Raw genomic sequence first — 17,824 nt, forward strand, 5'->3', positions numbered from 1 at the left:
GGTCAGTCCCTGCCGGCGTTCTGACCGAGAGCTGCGGCGTCGTCGAGACCCGCGACCGGTTCGACGGTCACCGCGTTGACCGCGGCCACCGCGTCCGCGGGTGCGTCGTTCGACTCGTAGTCATCGCCGAGATCCACCGGAAGTCGCTCGGCCGCCTTGTATTTCAGCGCGGCCTCGATGAACGAGCGGAACAGCGGATGCGGGCGCGTGGGACGGCTCTTGAGCTCCGGGTGCGCCTGCGTGGCAACGAGGTAGGGATGCACGGACTTCGGGTACTCGACGAATTCGACGAGGTGCCCGTCGGGTGATGTCCCCGAGAACACGAGTCCGGAGTCGGCGATCTTGTCGCGGTAGGCGTTGTTGACCTCGAAGCGATGCCGGTGCCGTTCGGACACCTCACGCGTCCCGTAAGCCTCGGCCACCACCGATCCGGCCTTGAGCACGGCGTCGTAGGCGCCCAGTCGCATCGTGCCGCCCAGGTCGGCTTCGCCGGCGACGGCGTCTGCCTGATCGGCCATGGTCGAGATCACGGGATGTGGTGTGTCCGGGTCGAATTCCGTGGAACTCGCCTCGTCCAGCCCGACCGAACGGGCTGCCTCGATGACCACGCACTGCAGTCCTAGACAGAGCCCGAGGAGCGGGATGCCACGACGCCGGGCGTAGGAGATCGCGCCGACCTTGCCCTCGATGCCGCGGATGCCGAAGCCGCCGGGGATGAGGATCGCGTCGACGTCGCCGAGCGCGGCCTGCGCACCGGCGGGCGTCTGACAGTCGTCGGAGGGAACCCACTTGATCTCGGTGCGGGCCTTCCACGCGAACCCGCCGGCGCGGATCGCCTCGGTGACCGAGAGGTACGCATCGGGCAGGTCGACGTACTTGCCGACCAGTGCGACGCGAACGGTCTCGCGCGGCTCGTGCACGCGGCGCAGAAGTTCTCCCCACACCGTCCAGTCGACGTCACGGAACGGGAGTCCGAGCTTGCGCACGACGTAGGCATCGAGATGCTCGCTGTGGAGCACCTTCGGTATGTCGTAGATCGACGGCGCGTCGGGGGTCGAGATAACGCCGTCGAGCTCGACGTCGCACATGAGCGCGATCTTCTTCTTCAGCCCCTCCGGAACGTCCCGATCGCAGCGCAGGATGAGCGCGTCTGGCTGGATGCCGACATTGCGCAACGCCGCGACGGAGTGTTGGGTCGGTTTGGTCTTCAGCTCGCCCGACGGCGCGAGGTACGGCACCAGAGAGACGTGGAGGAAGAAGACGTTGTCGCGGCCGACATCATGGCGCACCTGACGCGCGGCCTCGATGAACGGCAGCGACTCGATGTCGCCGACCGTGCCGCCGATCTCGGTGATGACCACATCCGGGACCTCGCCGTCGGCGTCGGGCTCGCCCATGGCCAGCACGCGCGACTTGAGTTCATCGGTGATGTGCGGGATGACCTGAACCGTCTCCCCGAGGTACTCGCCGCGGCGTTCCTTGGCGATGACCGTCGAATAGACCTGTCCGGTGGTCACATTCGCCGACTGCGAGAGGTTGCGGTCCAGGAATCGCTCGTAATGGCCGACGTCGAGGTCGGTTTCGGCGCCGTCCTCGGTGACGAACACCTCTCCGTGCTGGAAGGGGTTCATCGTGCCGGGATCGACATTCAGATAGGGGTCGAGCTTCTGCATCGTGACCCGGAGGCCCCGCGAGGTGAGAAGCTGACCCAGGCTGGAAGCCGTCAGGCCTTTGCCCAGCGAAGAGGCGACACCACCGGTCACAAAGATGTGCTTGGTGTCGTGTACATGGCGAAGTGGTCGCAAAAGAAGTGTCTCCCGTCGGCCGAATCGGGGCCGATGCCCTGATTACCTACGGGACTCCAGGGTAACACCACCCGGCCGAACCGCTGTACCGCCACACCGCGTCACGGCGTGGCGGTACTCACTCCGACTCAGGCGGCGGGTCGGGGTGGGGCGGGTTCGCCTGCCGCGCCGACGGTGATGGCCGTCGCGCCCGGCCCGGTGCCATACGACCCCGTCGTTCCGTCCTTCTCGGCGGCCAGCGCCAGGATCGTGGTGATCAGGCCGGTCGGTTGATCGACGTTGTCCACGGTCGACACCGCATTCGCGAGAGACGGGTCCGAACGGACGATGGCGATCGGGGATCCGCCGACCGCGGACCCGGTACGTCCCACGAGAACGCCACCCACCCCGCGTGCCGCCATCGCGGCCGAGAATCGTCCGACCAGGGCGCCCTGTGCACCCGAGTCGGCGTCGAACTCGTCGCCGGTCACCACGACCACCAGGTCGGTGGGCGTGATCGCATTGTCGGCGTAGTCGATGAACCCACCGTCACGAAGAGTTCCCAGCCCTGTCCGGCGATCACCCGCCGATGCCGGTCGTGCCGTCTCGTTCGACAGCACGAGTGCACCCAGGAGATCCCCCACCCGTCCGCCGGAGTCGGTCAGTTCGGCCCGCAGCATCGTGCCCGGCGGGATGGTCTGGTCGACGATGGTCCGCAGTTCCTCGGACTTGGCGTCGGCCAGCAGTGTGTCGGTCAAGGCGATCTGACCGCCGAAGCGTGCACCTGCCCCCGAGATCGACTCCTTGACCGCGTCGACGTCGGCCTCGGCCGCGTTCGGTGCGGTCACCACGAGAACCGATTGCCCCCGGAGCTTGTTCGCGATGAGCCGTGGCGTGATGGCGAGGTCGAAGCTGTTGGACGCGTTGAGCTTCGCGTTCAGGTCATCACGTTGGTCCTCGAGGTCGCCGATACGGTCGCGGCTGGTGCCGGTCATCGAATTGACGCGGTCACCGACGAATCCCGACCCGAGGAACAACCCCAGCGCCAATGCCAAAAAGACTGCGACCAGTGAGATCGCGTGCTGTCGAAGCGAGATCATCGGCTACCGGTTCCAGACCTCTCGTGCCCAGTCGAGCAGGGCATTCCACTGCATCACGATCCAGTCGGTGATGTCGGTGCCGGCGTTGGACAGCATGAGCGCGGCGATGACGGCCACCAGGGCGGCGAGGACCACGCATGCGATGGCGGCGCCCGACACGCGGCTGCGGTACAGGGTCGCGACGGCCTTGGCGTCGACGAGCTTCTGCCCCACCTTCAGCCGGGTCAGGAACATCGACGGGTTGCTCTCCCGGCGGGACCGGTCGAAGAAGTCGTCGAGCGATCCGGGATAGCCGACGGTGACGATGAGGTCTGCGCCGTGATAGTCGGTCAGCAGCAGCGCGAGGTCTCCGGCCGATCCCGCCGCGGGGAACGTCGTCGCGCCGATGCCGAGGTCCTGGATGCGTTCCAGGCCACTCGCATGGCCGTCGGTATCCGCCGGAAGCACCAGCTGCGCACCCGATTTGAGCGTCGCGGTCTTGAGGTTCTCCGGATCGCCGACGATGATCGACGGCTTGTAGCCGGCCTTCATCAGGGTGTCCGCGCCGGTCCCGACGCCGACCATGACCGGCTGGTACTCCTTGATGAACGGCTTCAACGCCCGCAGGTCGGCGGCGCGGTCGGCGCCCTCTCCGACGATGACGACGTGGCGGCCGGCCACATCGACGTCGATCTCGGGGACGCCCACACCGTCGATCAGCAGCGGCGATTCACTGCGGATGAACTCGATCGTGTTGCCCGAGAACGCCTCGAGATGATCGACCAGCCCTGCCTTGGCACCGATCATGATGTCCGCGATGTCACGTTCGTCGAGTTCGGTACCCAGCGCCAGGCGTCGCTCACCCACGAACAGACGGTCGTCGTTGACGCGGACCTTGGCCCCGTCCTTGACGCGCTTGAAGATCTCCGGACCCACGTCGTCGAGCAGGACGATGCCCGAGGCGACCAGGACCTCCGGACCCAGGTTCGGGTATCGGCCGGTGATCGAGCGCGAGGCGTTGACGACGGCCACCACGTTCGCCTCGACGAGGGCGTCGGCGGTGACACGGTCGAGATCGACCTCGTCGAGGATGGCGATGTCGCCCGGCCCGACCCTGTTCAGGAGCCGTTTGGTGTTCTTGTCGATTCTGGCGATACCGGTCACGCCAGGCAGTTCTTCGGTGTTACGCGCGAGCAGTGCAGGCATCTTCATGACGGCCATGATCGGCCGAACGCGCGCGGCAACCGGGGAGGCGCGCCGCAACAGCAGCAACTTTTGTCACACAGGTACCACCTGTTTCAGTGGCCACCGGTCAGTGTTCGGCGCGTTCGGCCTCCGCGGTCGCCAGCAGTTCCTCGGCGTGGGCACGACCGGTGTCGGACTCCCCCAGGCCGGCCAGCATGCGTGCGAGTTCGGCGACCCGCTCGTCGCGGTCGAGTGTCCGCACGCTGCTGGTGACCAGCGCACCCTTTTTGCTCTTCCCGATGACGAGGTGGTTGTCGGCGAACGCCGCCACCTGCGGCAGATGCGTGACGACGATGACCTGATGGGCCCGTGCCAGCCTCGACAGTCGCTTGCCGATCTCGACGGCCGCCCGCCCGCCGACCCCAGCATCGACCTCGTCGAAGACCATGACGGAACCGGACGTGGGGGCGGCGAGGACGACTTCCAGCGCCAGCATCACGCGCGAGAGTTCGCCGCCCGACGCCGACTTGGCGATCGGCAGCGGCGTCGCGCCCGGGTGTGCGACGAGGGCGAACTCGACCTTGTCCGCGCCGTCGGCGCCGGCGTGGACCTTCTCACCCTCGACGGTGATGGTCAGCCGGTCGTCGGATGAGGCCGGGTCGGGGTTCACCGCCACCGCGAGGGCGGAGTCACCCATGGCCAGGCCCTTCAGTTCGCGCGAGACCTTGTCCGCCATGGACTTCGCGGCCTTCGCGCGCAGCGTGTGCAATCTGCCGGCCGCCGACTCCACCTTGTCGCGTGCGGCTTCCGCCGCGGTCTCGAGCTCTTCGATGGAGGCCCGCGGATCCTCGATCTCGGCCAGACGGGCCTCGGCCTTGCGCCGCCAGTCGATCACGCCGTCGACGTCGGGCGCATATTTGCGCACCAGGGTCTTGAGTTCGGCCTGGCGGGCGAGCAACTTGTCGAGCTCATCGGCGTCGGCGGGTAGGCCCGAGGTGAAGGCGGTGAGTTCGGCCCCGACGTCGGTGATGACGGTGAGGGCTTCGGCGACGCGCGGGACCAGATCTCGCAGGGTGTCGTCGGCCGCGGACTCGAGGAGGGTGCGCACGGCACCCAGCCCCTCGATGACCGACGCCCCCGAGTCGCCGGCGACGATGTCGTGTGCCTGATCGGCGGCACCGCGGATGGACTCGAGGTCGGAGAGCCTCCGGATGGTCGCAGTCAGTTCCTCGTCCTCGCCGGGGACCGGCTCGACCGCCGCGATCTCTTCGATCCCGAAGCGGAGCCGGTCTGCCTCCTGAGCGAGTTCCCGATAGTTGGCGCGACGCGCGTCGAGCTCGTCGAGCACATCGATCCAGGCCGACCTCGCCGTGCGATAGGTCTCCAGTGCCGAGGCCGCCTTGGGACCGGCGAAGGTGTCGAGTGCCGCGCGCTGATGTTCGGGGCGTAGCAGTCGGAGCTGGTCGTTCTGCCCGTGGATGGCGAGGACCGCAGTGGTGAGTTGGCCCATGACACCCACCGGAACCGATCGGCCGCCCAGATGAGCGCGGGAACGCCCGTCGGCGCTGACCGACCGGACCGCGATGACGGTGTCATCGTCGTCGAGTTCGGCGCCGGCCGAGTCCAGGATCTCGGCGATGGCCTGATCCCTCGGCGCACCCTCAGCACCCGCGAGTCGGAATCTGCCCTCGACGACCGCCTTCGAACTGCCGGTGCGCACCCGCGTCGCGTCGGCCCGTGCGCCTGACAGCAGATGGAGACTCGTGACGATCATCGTCTTGCCTGCGCCGGTCTCGCCGGTCAGCACGGTGAAACCGGGATGGAAGCGCGCCTGCGCCTCCTCGATGACACCGAGTCCGGTGATCGAGATCTCTTCGAGCACCGCTATGCCTGCCTCCCTCGCCATCCCGTGACCGGGAGGGCGAACTTGGTGACGAGTCGGTCGGCGAACGGATCGGAGTCGATGCGGATCCAGCGCACCGACCGTTCGCTGCGCACGACCTCGACCCGTGCTCCGGCCGGCACCTCGAGTGCGCGGCGACCGTCGCAGAGTGCCAGCGCGGATCGTCCGTTCTTGTCCACTTCCACCGCGATCCGCGAACGTGGACTCGTGACCATCGGCCGGGCGAACAGCGCGTGAGCGTTGTTGGGGACCACCAGGATCGCCTCGAGGTCCGGCCACATGACCGGGCCGCCCGCGGAGAACGCGTAGGCCGTCGACCCGGTGGGGGTCGACACCAGTACGCCGTCGGCACCGAACGCCGAGACCGGCCGTCCGTCGACCTCGGTGACGAGCTCGAGGACACCGTTCTTGCTCGTGTTCAGGATGGCCACCTCGTTGAGCGCCCAGCTGCACGCCGTCGGCGGGTCGGGGTCAGCAGGGTCGACGATCGCGACATCGAGTGTCATCCGCGGTTCGATGCGGTAATCGCGGGCGATCAGCTGTGCCATGACCGCATCGACCCGGTGCGCCTCGGCCTCGGCCAGGAACCCGATGTGTCCGAGGTTGATGCCCAGCACGGGGACCTCGGCCGGGCAGGCGAGTTCGGCGGCACGCAGGAAGGTGCCGTCGCCACCCAGCACGATGACGAGTTCACAACCGTCGGCCGACGCGGATTCGGCGGTGGTGACCTCGACGACCGCGCCCAGCGACCGCAGATACTCCCGGTCGACGGGCACGTTTTGCGGTCGAGGCGCTTGGTCCTCGGGGTTGCGGTACAGGACATCGTGGTCGGCGTCGCGATCCAGTGTGTCGTGATCCACCACGCGCAGCGCGACGCCCGCAGCGGCACAGTGTCGGGCGATGGCCTCGATGGTCTCGAGAACGTTCTCGCGCCCGGTGTGCGCGACCACCAAGAACTCGCGGATACCGGCGGACTCCGGTACCGATTCGTCGGCCACTGGGGTTCCCTCCATCAAGAAGTCGGTGTGCGGTGTGACGCCGCCGGTTCGATCGGTCAGCGCGGACCCTCTGCGACCGCCCGCTCGACCATCGTCCGCAGTTCGGCAGTGCGCTCGTCTCGGTCGGCCTCGGGTTCTGTGTCTCGCTGCTCGGGCGATCCGATGCCGGGATCCGCGGCGGTCGTGTCCGATCGGTCGACCCTATCGCCCCGTACCGACTCCCCGCCTGCCCGGTGGTCCGGCTCCTTCCGTAGCCACAGGAAGAACTCGACGTTGCCCGACGGGCCGGGCAGCGGACTGGCCACCACACCCTTGGTCCTCAGCCCCAGGGCGGCGGCCTCGGTGGCGACGCCCAGCACTGCCTCGGCACGCAGCGCGGGATCCCGCACGACGCCGCCGGACCCCACTCGGTCTTTGCCGACCTCGAACTGCGGCTTGACCATCGGGAGCAGATCAGCGCCCGGAGCGCAGCATCGCGCCAGCGCGGGCAGGACGAGAGCCAGGGAGATGAACGACAGGTCGGCGACCACGACGTCGACGGGTCCGCCGATGAGTCCGGGCTCCAGATGACGGACGTTGGTGCGGTCGTGCACGCGTACCCGGTCGTCGTTCTGCAGCCGCCAGATCAGTTGGCCGTATCCGACGTCGGCGGCGACGACCTCCCGGACTCCCCGCCGGAGAAGGACGTCGGTGAATCCGCCGGTCGACGCACCGGCATCCAGGCACCGCCGTCCCTCGACGGAGAGGCCCTGGGGTTCGAAAGTGTCGAGCGCGCCGAGGAGTTTATGGGCCCCGCGGGACGCCCAGTCGTCCTTCGGTGCCTCGTCGACGACGATCGGGGTGTCACGGGTGACGCCGGTCGCCGCTTTCGCCGCGACGGTTCCGTTCACCTTCACCACCCCGGCGTCGACGAGGTCGCGCGCCTGCTCCCGTGACCGTGCGAGTCCGCGGCGCACGAGTTCGGCATCGAGTCGAGCTCTGGTCGCCATGATCAGGAACACTCCGGAGCGGCCATGGTCAGTGACGACGCGAGGCCGCTCATCGGCGGTCGACGGCGTCGAGCGCCGCGGTCAGCGCGTCGTGCGCCTGCTCGAGAAGGGTCGCCTGACGTTCGAGTGCCGCCAGGGAGAACGTGTCGCCCACGGACTCGCGGACGGCGTCGACCTGGGCTACCAAGTCATCGACCTCGGCCTCGACGTCCGGGATCTCCAGCTGAGCATCCGACGCGAAATCGTCGGCAACCGGGTCGAACTGGCGACGCGGCATCGCCCCCGGTGTGGGACGGTGCGGGCCGGGTGCCGGGGTTCGGTGCGCAGACATGGGATCGGTCGGCTGGCTCATCGTGCACCACGCTAGTCGACGACTGCGACACCCAGCGACGCGAGCTTCGACCTCGCCGCACCCTCCGCGGACACACGGAGTTCCTCCGGGTCGGCGGTTCCGGCGTCGACGGCGGCCCAGGTGGCAGCTGCCAGCGCAGGTACGAGACCGATCTCGTCACCCGATCCGCGCACCGTCACGGTCGACCCCTCGACGGTGACGTCCCAGCCGGGCTGCGCGACGACACGCACCGCCTCGATGTCATCGAACAGTCCGGCGAGGTCGTCGATCACAAAGGTCGGACGCTGTTCCGGTGACGCACCCAGCAGGTCGATGACCGTGCTGACACCGGTGAGGACCAGCGCACTCTCGATGCCGACCGCGTGTGCACCCTCGATGTCGGTGTCCAGGCGGTCGCCGACCACGAGCGGCGCACTCGCACGGGCTCGCGCGATGGCATCGGCCATGAGCGGCGCAGCGGGCTTGCCCGCGACCATCGGCTCCTTACCCGTGGCGTTGCGCAGGGCAGCCACCATCGAACCGTTGCCGACGAGCAGTCCCCGCTCGGAGGGCAGGGTGGCATCGATGTTCGTCGCCACCCAGAGCGCACCGGCACGGATGGCCAGGGCGGCCTCGGACAGCTGTGCCCAGCCGGTGTCCGGGGAGTGACCCTGGATGACCGCGGACGGACGGTCGTCGGCGCTGCGGGTCACACCGACACCCACCTCGCGCACCTCCTGGGCCAGTCCGTCGGTGCCGATCACCAGGGCTCGCGAGCCCGGCTCCAGATGTTCCGACAACAGCCGCGCACCGGATTGCGCGCTCGTGACGACGAGGTCGTCGGTCGCCTCGAAGCCGAGCTCGCGGAGGTGGGCCGCCACCTCGGTCGGGCGTCGGCTCGCGTTGTTCGTCACGAAGAAGCGCGGCAGTGTCAGACGGTCCAGGGTGTCGACCGCATTCGGTAACGCGCGATGGCCGGCGAACACTGTGCCGTCGAGATCGAGGAGCAGAGCGTCGAACCGATCGGCAAGCGCCGCCCGGCCCGAGACGGACGACGGGAGCGGCTCCTGCCGGACCACGGTTTCCACGGTCCGGGGTTCTGCTGTTCGGGGTTCTGCTGTTCGGGGTTCCGCTGTTCGGGGTTCCGCTGTTCGGGGTTCCGTTGTTCGGGGGCTGACGGTCGGTGAGGTGACCTCGGCCGCACCATCCTCCATCGCCGCGATCGGATTCGGAACACCTTCGACGATGGTGGCCACGGCGGTGTCCGAGTCGAGGGCGGTGTCCGAGACCACAGCGGAGACGTCAGCGGGATCGACCAGATCACTGGGATCGTCCTCGACATAGCTCGACGTCGCGGACAGGTCCGCGGTTCCCTCCACGGCATCGATGTTCTCGGACGTCGGAGCGGTCAGAGCGCTCTCCGGATCGGCGTCCGGCTCGATGGCTTCGACGGCACTCGCCGACGCTTCGGCCTGCGAGGGCTGATCATCGTTCGCCAGCTCGATCAACCGGAACTCCGCGTCGGTCACGTCGTCCTCATCGGCGGACGCGGCGTTCATGTACCAGGTCACCGCGTCATCGCGGCGCCCGGCGGCCTCGAGCGCCGACGCATACGCGTAGAACAGGCGCGCGGGTCCGGTGCCCACCTGTCCGGGCTTCAGGTTCTCGGCCTGGAGCGTGACCACGGCTTTCTCCGGCTCACCGAGATCGATGCGGGCGCCCGCTTCGACGATCCGCATCTCGGTGGCGTCTTCCCCGGTCAGCGCACGACCTTCGTCACCCCGGGCGATCTCCACGGCCCGCTCGGGCCTGCCGAGTCCGCGCTCGCAATCGGCGATCAGCGGCAGGAGGGCGGAATTGCCCGTGATGCGCTTGGCTGCGCGGAGCTCGGTGGCCGACTCCTGCCATTCGCCGGCGTTGTAGGCGGCGATGCCGGCTGTCTCCCGGACCACGCCGACCCGGGACGCACGTGAACGAGCAGCTCGCGCATGTTCGAGGGCTTGCACTGGGTCCTCGAGGAGCAGCTGCGACACCATGACCAGATGGCGCGCGACGATCTCGGCGTTCGCCTTGTCCAGCGTCAGCAGATCGCGGCGAACCTCGGGATCCAGGTCGGACGCCGAGACCGTATCGGGGATGGCAGGCCCGGGCTGTCGGCTACCACGATCGGTGCTGCGCTCACCTGCACGACGATCGGGGCGACCACCCCGGCCCCCGTCGCGCTGTCCACCATCACGCTGTCCGCGTGCGTCCCGCTGGCCGCGTCCCTCACGACGCGGACGATCCCGATCACTCATAGCTGCCAATCTATGCCCTAGAACTTCACTGGTTAACGCTACTCCGGACGTCGAACGTGGCCGGAACATGAGAAAAGCCCCGTATCCGACGAAAGAAATTCATCGAATACGGGGCCCTTCTGAAATTGTGTTCGGCGGTGTCCTACTCTCCCACACTGGTTAGGGTGCAGTACCATTGGCGCTGGAGGGCTTAGCTTCCGGGTTCGGAATGGGGCCGGGCGTTTCCCCTCCGCTATGGCCGCCGTAACTTTATGAAACACACACAACTGTGTTTGTTTGTTGTGTGTTGTTTCAGAAGTACATAGTGGATGCGAACACACCAAAAAAGTGTTTTGGGTGTGTGGGTGTTGTTGTAAGTCCTCGGCCGATTAGTACCAGTCACCTGAACACATTGCTGTGCGTACAGTTCTGGCCTATCAACCCCATGGTCTGTGGGGGGCCTTAACCCCGCGAAGGGGGTGAGAAACCTCATCTTGGAACAGGCTTCCCGCTTAGATGCTTTCAGCGGTTATCCCTTCCGAACGTAGCTAACCAGCGGTGCCCCTGGCGGGACAACTGGCACACCAGAGGTTCGTCCGTCCCGGTCCTCTCGTACTAGGGACAGGTTTCCTCAAGTTTCTTACGCGCGCGGCGGATAGAGACCGAACTGTCTCACGACGTTCTAAACCCAGCTCGCGTGCCGCTTTAATGGGCGAACAGCCCAACCCTTGGGACCTACTCCAGCCCCAGGATGCGACGAGCCGACATCGAGGTGCCAAACCATCCCGTCGATATGGACTCTTGGGGAAGATCAGCCTGTTATCCCCGGGGTACCTTTTATCCGTTGAGCGACACCGCTTCCACTTGCCGGTGCCGGATCACTAGTCCCGACTTTCGTCCCTGCTCGACATGTACGTCTCACAGTCAAGCTCCCTTGTGCACTTACACTCAACACCTGATTGCCAACCAGGCTGAGGGAACCTTTGGGCGCCTCCGTTACCTTTTAGGAGGCAACCGCCCCAGTTAAACTACCCACCAGGCACTGTCCCTGAACCCGATCAGGGTCCGAGGTTAGAAGTCCAATACGATCAGAGTGGTATTTCAACAACGACTCCATGAACACTGGCGTGCCCACTTCACAGTCTCCCACCTATCCTACACAAACCGAACCGAACACCAATACCAAGCTATAGTGAAGGTCCCGGGGTCTTTTCGTCCTGCCGCGCGTAACGAGCATCTTTACTCGTACTGCAATTTCGCCGAGTCTGTGGTTGAGACAGCAGAGAAGTCGTTACGCCATTCGTGCAGGTCGGAACTTACCCGACAAGGAATTTCGCTACCTTAGGATGGTTATAGTTACCACCGCCGTTTACTGGGGCTTAAATTCTCAGCTTCGCTCCCCAAAGGGAACTAACCGGTCCTCTTAACCTTCCAGCACCGGGCAGGCGTCAGTCCGTATACATCGTCTTACGACTTCGCACGGACCTGTGTTTTTAGTAAACAGTCGCTTCTCTCTGGTCTCTGCGACCCACACCAGCTCAGACCGAAAAGGCCGTCACCAGAATGGGTCCCCCTTCTCCCGAAGTTACGGGGGCATTTTGCCGAGTTCCTTAACCACAGTTCTCTCGATCGCCTTAGTATTCTCTACCTGACCACCTGTGTTGGTTTGGGGTACGGGCCGTGTACCAACTCACTAGAGGCTTTTCTCGGCAGCATAGGATCATGGAATTCACCGCAACGGCTACGCATCACCTCTCAGGCTATGTGAACGACGGATTTGCCTATCGCTCGCCCTACAGGCTTACACCAGTACAACCACTGACTGGCCCCACTACCTTCCTGCGTCACCCCATCGCTTGCCTACTACCAGCCAAGGTCCCATGCATCACCCCACTCGGCACCCGAAGGCACTCTCGGAGGATCAGGATGGTTAGTACAACTGATTCAGCATGGGCGCGGATACACGGGTACGGGAATATCAACCCGTTGTCCATCGACTACGCCTGTCGGCCTCGCCTTAGGTCCCGACTCACCCTGGGCGGATTAGCCTGGCCCAGGAACCCTTGGTCATTCGGCGGCAGAGTTTCTCACTCTGCTTTCGCTACTCATGCCTGCATTCTCACTCCCACACCCTCCACCACTAGATCACTCTGTGGCTTCCACGGATGCAGGACGCTCCCCTACCCACCCACACACCTAGCCAATCCCCCGCAAGGGAAAGGCGGGCTCTTGTGTGAGTGCCGCGGCTTCGGCGGTGTACTTGAGCCCCGCTACATTGTCGGCGCAGGATCACTTGACCAGTGAGCTATTACGCACTCTTTCAAGGGTGGCTGCTTCTAAGCCAACCTCCTGGTTGTCTTCGCGACCCCACATCCTTTTCCACTTAGTACACGCTTAGGGGCCTTAGCCGGCGATCTGGGCTGTTTCCCTCTCGACTACGAACCTTATCGCCCGCAGTCTCACTGCCACACTCTCACTTACCGGCATTCGGAGTTTGGCTGACGTCAGTAACCCTGTGGGGCCCATCGGCCATCCAGTAGCTCTACCTCCGGTAAGAAACATGTGACGCTGCACCTAAATGCATTTCGGGGAGAACCAGCTATCACGGAGTTTGATTGGCCTTTCACCCCTACCCACAACTCATCCCCTCCATTTTCAACTGAAGTGGGTTCGGGCCTCCACGACGTCTTACCGACGCTTCACCCTGGCCATGGGTAGATCACTCCGCTTCGGGTCTAGACCCGGCGACTCCAACGCCCTATTCAGACTCGCTTTCGCTACGGCTACCCCACACGGGTTAACCTCGCCACCGAGCACTAACTCGCAGGCTCATTCTTCAAAAGGCACGCCATCACCCACCCACCGAAATGGCGCAGGCTCTGACGGATTGTAAGCGTCCGGTTTCAGGTACTATTTCACTCCCCTCCCGGGGTACTTTTCACCTTTCCCTCACGGTACTTGTCCGCTATCGGTCACCAGGAAGTATTCAGGCTTACCGGGTGGTCCCGGCAGATTCACAGCAGATTCCACGAGCCCGCTGCTACTTGGGAGAACATCACGCAAGACCATGTGTTTTCAGCTACCGGACTCTCACCGACTACGGCAGACCATTCCAGGCCACTTCACCTAACACACGATTTTCTGACTCACGCCCAGACAGGTAGATCTGAGAAGATGAACCCCACAACCCCACACACACAACCCCTACCCGGTTACACATGCGCATGGTTTAGCCTCCTCCGCTTTCGCTCGCCACTACTCACGGAATCACAATTGTTTTCTCTTCCTATGGGTACTGAGATGTTTCACTTCCCCACGTTCCCCCCACACAGCCTATACATTCAGCTGGTGGTAACACGACATCACTCGTGCTGGGTTTCCCCATTCGGACACCCTCGGATCACAGCTCGTTTGACAACTCCCCGAGGACTATCGCGGCCTACCACGTCCTTCATCGGCTCCTGGTACCAAGGCATCCACCGAACGCCCTTACACACTTACAACAACACCTACAAACCACCCCCACACCCCACCAAAGTGAGACCCGAGGATCGAATGTAGACACCACACGAACCACGTTCGTGCACAAAACAAATTCTGCTAAATCACAGACCAACAAAAAGTTGATTTGAAATAAAGATGCTCGCATCCACTATGCACTTCTCAAACAACACACACCATCCAACCTCCCGCACCTCCGCACCCCACCACAGGACACCTCACCGGCACGATCAACCAGACAGCTAGGTCAAAGACAACACACACCAGCCCGAAAGCCAGCCGCGTGTTCCCTCAGAACCCCGATAGTGTGACGCGAACGCACCCACCTCACAGTGGAATGCTCGCCATGGACAAACCAGCACCAAGCCGGCCACCACAACGTGTCTGATGTTTCACCCGTGAACACACACACGCCGCAGAACAGACGCCCACGAAACGTGTGTAGTTGTGTGCTCCTTAGAAAGGAGGTGATCCAGCCGCACCTTCCGGTACGGCTACCTTGTTACGACTTCGTCCCAATCGCCGATCCCACCTTCGACAGCTCCCTCCCACAAGGGGTTAGGCCACCGGCTTCGGGTGTTACCGACTTTCATGACGTGACGGGCGGTGTGTACAAGGCCCGGGAACGTATTCACCGCAGCGTTGCTGATCTGCGATTACTAGCGACTCCGACTTCATGGGGTCGAGTTGCAGACCCCAATCCGAACTGAGACTGGCTTTAAGGGATTCGCTCCACCTCACGGTATCGCAGCCCTCTGTACCAGCCATTGTAGCATGTGTGAAGCCCTGGACATAAGGGGCATGATGACTTGACGTCATCCCCACCTTCCTCCGAGTTGACCCCGGCAGTCTCCTGCAAGTCCCCGGCATAACCCGCTGGCAATACAGGACAAGGGTTGCGCTCGTTGCGGGACTTAACCCAACATCTCACGACACGAGCTGACGACAGCCATGCACCACCTGTACACCAACCACAAGGGAACGACTATCTCTAGCCGCGTCTGGTGTATGTCAAACCCAGGTAAGGTTCTTCGCGTTGCATCGAATTAATCCACATGCTCCGCCGCTTGTGCGGGCCCCCGTCAATTCCTTTGAGTTTTAGCCTTGCGGCCGTACTCCCCAGGCGGGGTACTTAATGCGTTAGCTACGGCACGGATCCCGTGAAAAGGAACCCACACCTAGTACCCACCGTTTACGGCGTGGACTACCAGGGTATCTAATCCTGTTCGCTACCCACGCTTTCGCTCCTCAGCGTCAGTTACTACCCAGAGACCCGCCTTCGCCACCGGTGTTCCTCCTGATATCTGCGCATTTCACCGCTACACCAGGAATTCCAGTCTCCCCTGTAGTACTCAAGTCTGCCCGTATCGCCTGCACGCCTACAATTGAGTTGCAGAATTTCACAGACGACGCGACAAACCGCCTACGAGCTCTTTACGCCCAGTAATTCCGGACAACGCTCGCACCCTACGTATTACCGCGGCTGCTGGCACGTAGTTGGCCGGTGCTTCTTCTCCAGGTACCGTCACTCACGCTTCGTCCCTGGTGAAAGAGGTTTACAACCCGAAGGCCGTCATCCCTCACGCGGCGTCGCTGCATCAGGCTTGCGCCCATTGTGCAATATTCCCCACTGCTGCCTCCCGTAGGAGTCTGGGCCGTGTCTCAGTCCCAGTGTGGCCGATCACCCTCTCAGGTCGGCTACCCGTCGTCGCCTTGGTAGGCCATTACCCCACCAACAAGCTGATAGGCCGCGGGCCCATCCCACACCGCAAAAGCTTTCCACCACAGAACATGCATCCCATGGTCATATCCGGTATTAGACCCAGTTTCCCAGGCTTATCCCAGAGTGCAGGGCAGATCACCCACGTGTTACTCACCCGTTCGCCACTCGAGTACCCAGCAAGCTGGGCCTTTCCGTTCGACTTGCATGTGTTAAGCACGCCGCCAGCGTTCGTCCTGAGCCAGGATCAAACTCTCCATGAAAAACCATCGAAAAAACCAACCCCCACAAAAGAAGGCCAGCATTTCAACACAACCAGGAAAGCAAACCTGACCAAAATAAACCTAGCAAAACAAATGACACCCACACCCACAAAAGGCGAGGCGCCACAAAAACATCAACATCCACAAAAGATGCTCGATGCCACAAATGGCATCAGACAATTCATCATCACACTATCGAGTTCTCAAAGAACACACACCCACCGGACGTCCTCGTTGAGAGGCCGGCTCCGAATGAGCCTCCCAGAGCGCAGTCAACCCGCGCTCTTGTTCTCGGGAGTGCCCCGCACGGGCGGCCCGAACCAGTGGCTCGGGCACTTTTACTTCCCCGGTGCTTGCGGCTCCGGGGGAGTTGCTCTCTGCGGTGCGTCGATTAAGTTACACAGGCGCGAACAACGCGTCAAATCGCCTGGTCAGAGGCCTAGTCTCGCTCCCGCGAAACTCTTCTTGCCGCGTCGTACCACCAGCCACCGTCCGTGGAGCAGGTCAGAGTCTGCCGGCTGCCACTCCGGGTCGTCGATCTTCACGTTGTTCACGTAGGCGCCGCCCTCGGACACCGCTCGACGCGCAGCCTTGTTGCTTTCGGAGAGCTTGGTGTTGACCAGCAGCTCGATGATCGTCGGTCGCGCATCCGGGTACTCGGCGATCGAGGTCTCGCCGAGCGCGGCGGCAAGTGTCGACTCGTCGAGGTCGCCCAGGTCTCCCCGACCGAACAACGCCTGACTCGCCAGTTGCACGGCCGCGGTGTGGTCCTCGCCGTGGATGAGAGTGGTCATCTCGGCGGCCAGGCGTTTCTGCGCCTGCCGCAGGTGCGGCGCCTCCGCAGTCGCGCGCTCGAGTTCCTCGATCTCCTCGCGACCGAGGAACGTGAACCACCGCAGGTACCGGATCACATCGGCGTCGGCCGTGTTCATGAAGTACTGGTACCAGGAGTAGGGACTCGTCAGCTCGGGATCGAGCCAGAGACTCCCGCCTCCCGTGGACTTACCGAACTTCTTGCCATCCGACGAGGTCACGAGCGGAACCGTCATCCCGTGCAGTGCGACACCGTCGAGCCGTCGCGCCAGGTCGACGCCACCGACGATGTTGCCCCACTGATCCGACCCGCCGATCTGCAGCATGCACCCGTGTCGCCGGTTCAGCTCGACGAAGTCGTTCGACTGCAGCAGGAGGTAGCTGAATTCCGCGTAGCTCATGCCGTCGGCCTCGAGGCGACGCTTCACCGTGTCGCGGGCCAGCATCACGTTCACCGAGAAATGTTTGCCGAGATCACGCAGGAACTCGATGGCCGACAACTGACCGGTCCAATCGAGGTTGTTGACCACGATCGCGCCGGTGGGCGATTCGTCGATGTCGACGAAACGACGGAGCTGCGCATCGATCCGGCCGGCCCACTCGGCGACGGTGTCGGGAGTGTTCATCGTCCGCTCCCCCACGTCGCGCGGGTCGCCGATGAGTCCGGTCGCGCCTCCGGCGAGCACCACGGGGCGATGTCCCGCGAGCTGGAAACGCTTCAGAGTCAGCAACGGGACGAGGTGTCCGGCATGGAGGCTCGCCGCCGTCGGGTCGAACCCCGCATACAGGGTGATGGGACCGTCGGCCAGTGCCTCGCGCAGCGCATCGAGGTCGGTGGACTGTGCGATCAGTCCGCGCCACTGCAGTTCGTCGAGGATCTCGACGAGTCCGCCGGCGGCTGCGGTCGGGGTGGTCTCGGCTTTTCCGGTCGTCTCGGCACTCACCCCTCGATCTTGTCATCCGCCCAGTTGGCGGCAAGGAC

General features: G+C 64.0%; 9 protein-coding genes and 3 rRNA genes. All 12 read right to left on the reverse strand.

Translation table 11 applies throughout. The features are described from left to right. Positions 1-2: 2 nt before the first annotated feature. Positions 3-1,805, reverse strand: a complete 1,803-nt coding sequence (locus ACSUZC_RS13280) for a CTP synthase (protein WP_439029015.1) — start codon at positions 1,803-1,805, stop codon at positions 3-5. A 128-nt stretch (positions 1,806-1,933) separates the two neighbouring features. Further along, positions 1,934-2,884, reverse strand: a complete 951-nt coding sequence (locus ACSUZC_RS13285) for a copper transporter (protein WP_439029016.1) — start codon at positions 2,882-2,884, stop codon at positions 1,934-1,936. Between the two features lie 3 nt (positions 2,885-2,887). After that, a complete protein-coding gene (gene steA, locus ACSUZC_RS13290; RefSeq protein WP_439029017.1) occupies positions 2,888-4,075 on the reverse strand; it encodes a putative cytokinetic ring protein SteA in 1,188 nt (395 codons plus the stop codon). Between the two features lie 100 nt (positions 4,076-4,175). Further along, entirely contained in the window at positions 4,176-5,930 is a 1,755-nt protein-coding gene (gene recN / locus ACSUZC_RS13295; protein WP_439033116.1) for a DNA repair protein RecN, read from the reverse strand. Between the two features lie 2 nt (positions 5,931-5,932). Beyond that, the gene (locus tag ACSUZC_RS13300) at positions 5,933-6,949 is read right to left on the reverse strand and encodes an NAD kinase (protein WP_439029018.1); all 1,017 of its coding nucleotides are present in this window, start codon (positions 6,947-6,949) and stop codon (positions 5,933-5,935) included. Between the two features lie 56 nt (positions 6,950-7,005). Next, entirely contained in the window at positions 7,006-7,938 is a 933-nt protein-coding gene (locus tag ACSUZC_RS13305; protein ID WP_439029019.1) for a TlyA family RNA methyltransferase, read from the reverse strand. Between the two features lie 49 nt (positions 7,939-7,987). Beyond that, positions 7,988-8,290 carry a hypothetical protein gene (locus tag ACSUZC_RS13310; protein WP_439029020.1) on the reverse strand — a complete coding sequence of 101 codons (303 nt, stop codon included), beginning with the start codon at positions 8,288-8,290 and terminating at the stop codon, positions 7,988-7,990. Between the two features lie 11 nt (positions 8,291-8,301). Next, positions 8,302-10,566 carry an HAD-IIA family hydrolase gene (locus ACSUZC_RS13315; protein WP_439029021.1) on the reverse strand — a complete coding sequence of 755 codons (2,265 nt, stop codon included), beginning with the start codon at positions 10,564-10,566 and terminating at the stop codon, positions 8,302-8,304. Positions 10,567-10,695: 129 nt separating this feature from the next. After that, positions 10,696-10,812, reverse strand: a 5S ribosomal RNA gene (gene rrf / locus ACSUZC_RS13320). Positions 10,813-10,914: 102 nt separating this feature from the next. Further along, positions 10,915-14,048: ribosomal RNA gene (locus ACSUZC_RS13325) — 23S ribosomal RNA — on the reverse strand. 458 nt (positions 14,049-14,506) lie between these two features. Next, positions 14,507-16,029: ribosomal RNA gene (locus tag ACSUZC_RS13330) — 16S ribosomal RNA — on the reverse strand. Together the 16S, 23S and 5S rRNA genes form the textbook arrangement of a ribosomal RNA operon. A 431-nt stretch (positions 16,030-16,460) precedes the next feature. Continuing rightward, positions 16,461-17,786 carry a tyrosine--tRNA ligase gene (gene tyrS, locus ACSUZC_RS13335; protein ID WP_439029022.1) on the reverse strand — a complete coding sequence of 442 codons (1,326 nt, stop codon included), beginning with the start codon at positions 17,784-17,786 and terminating at the stop codon, positions 16,461-16,463. Positions 17,787-17,824: the final 38 nt, after the last annotated feature.

Source organism: Gordonia terrae (assembly GCF_051789125.1).
Lineage (GTDB): Bacteria > Actinomycetota > Actinomycetes > Mycobacteriales > Mycobacteriaceae > Gordonia > Gordonia terrae_A.

What these genes read in the sequence shown, in the direction of transcription:
- ACSUZC_RS13285 (WP_439029016.1), bottom strand. Translation starts at nt 2,884, where the DNA reads ATGATCTCGCTTCGACAGCACGCGATCTCACTGGTCGCAGTCTTTTTG.
- steA (WP_439029017.1), bottom strand. Translation starts at nt 4,075, where the DNA reads ATGAAGATGCCTGCACTGCTCGCGCGTAACACCGAAGAACTGCCTGGC.
- ACSUZC_RS13305 (WP_439029019.1), bottom strand. Translation starts at nt 7,938, where the DNA reads ATGGCGACCAGAGCTCGACTCGATGCCGAACTCGTGCGCCGCGGACTC.
- ACSUZC_RS13310 (WP_439029020.1), bottom strand. Translation starts at nt 8,290, where the DNA reads ATGAGCCAGCCGACCGATCCCATGTCTGCGCACCGAACCCCGGCACCC.
- ACSUZC_RS13315 (WP_439029021.1), bottom strand. Translation starts at nt 10,566, where the DNA reads ATGAGTGATCGGGATCGTCCGCGTCGTGAGGGACGCGGCCAGCGGGAC.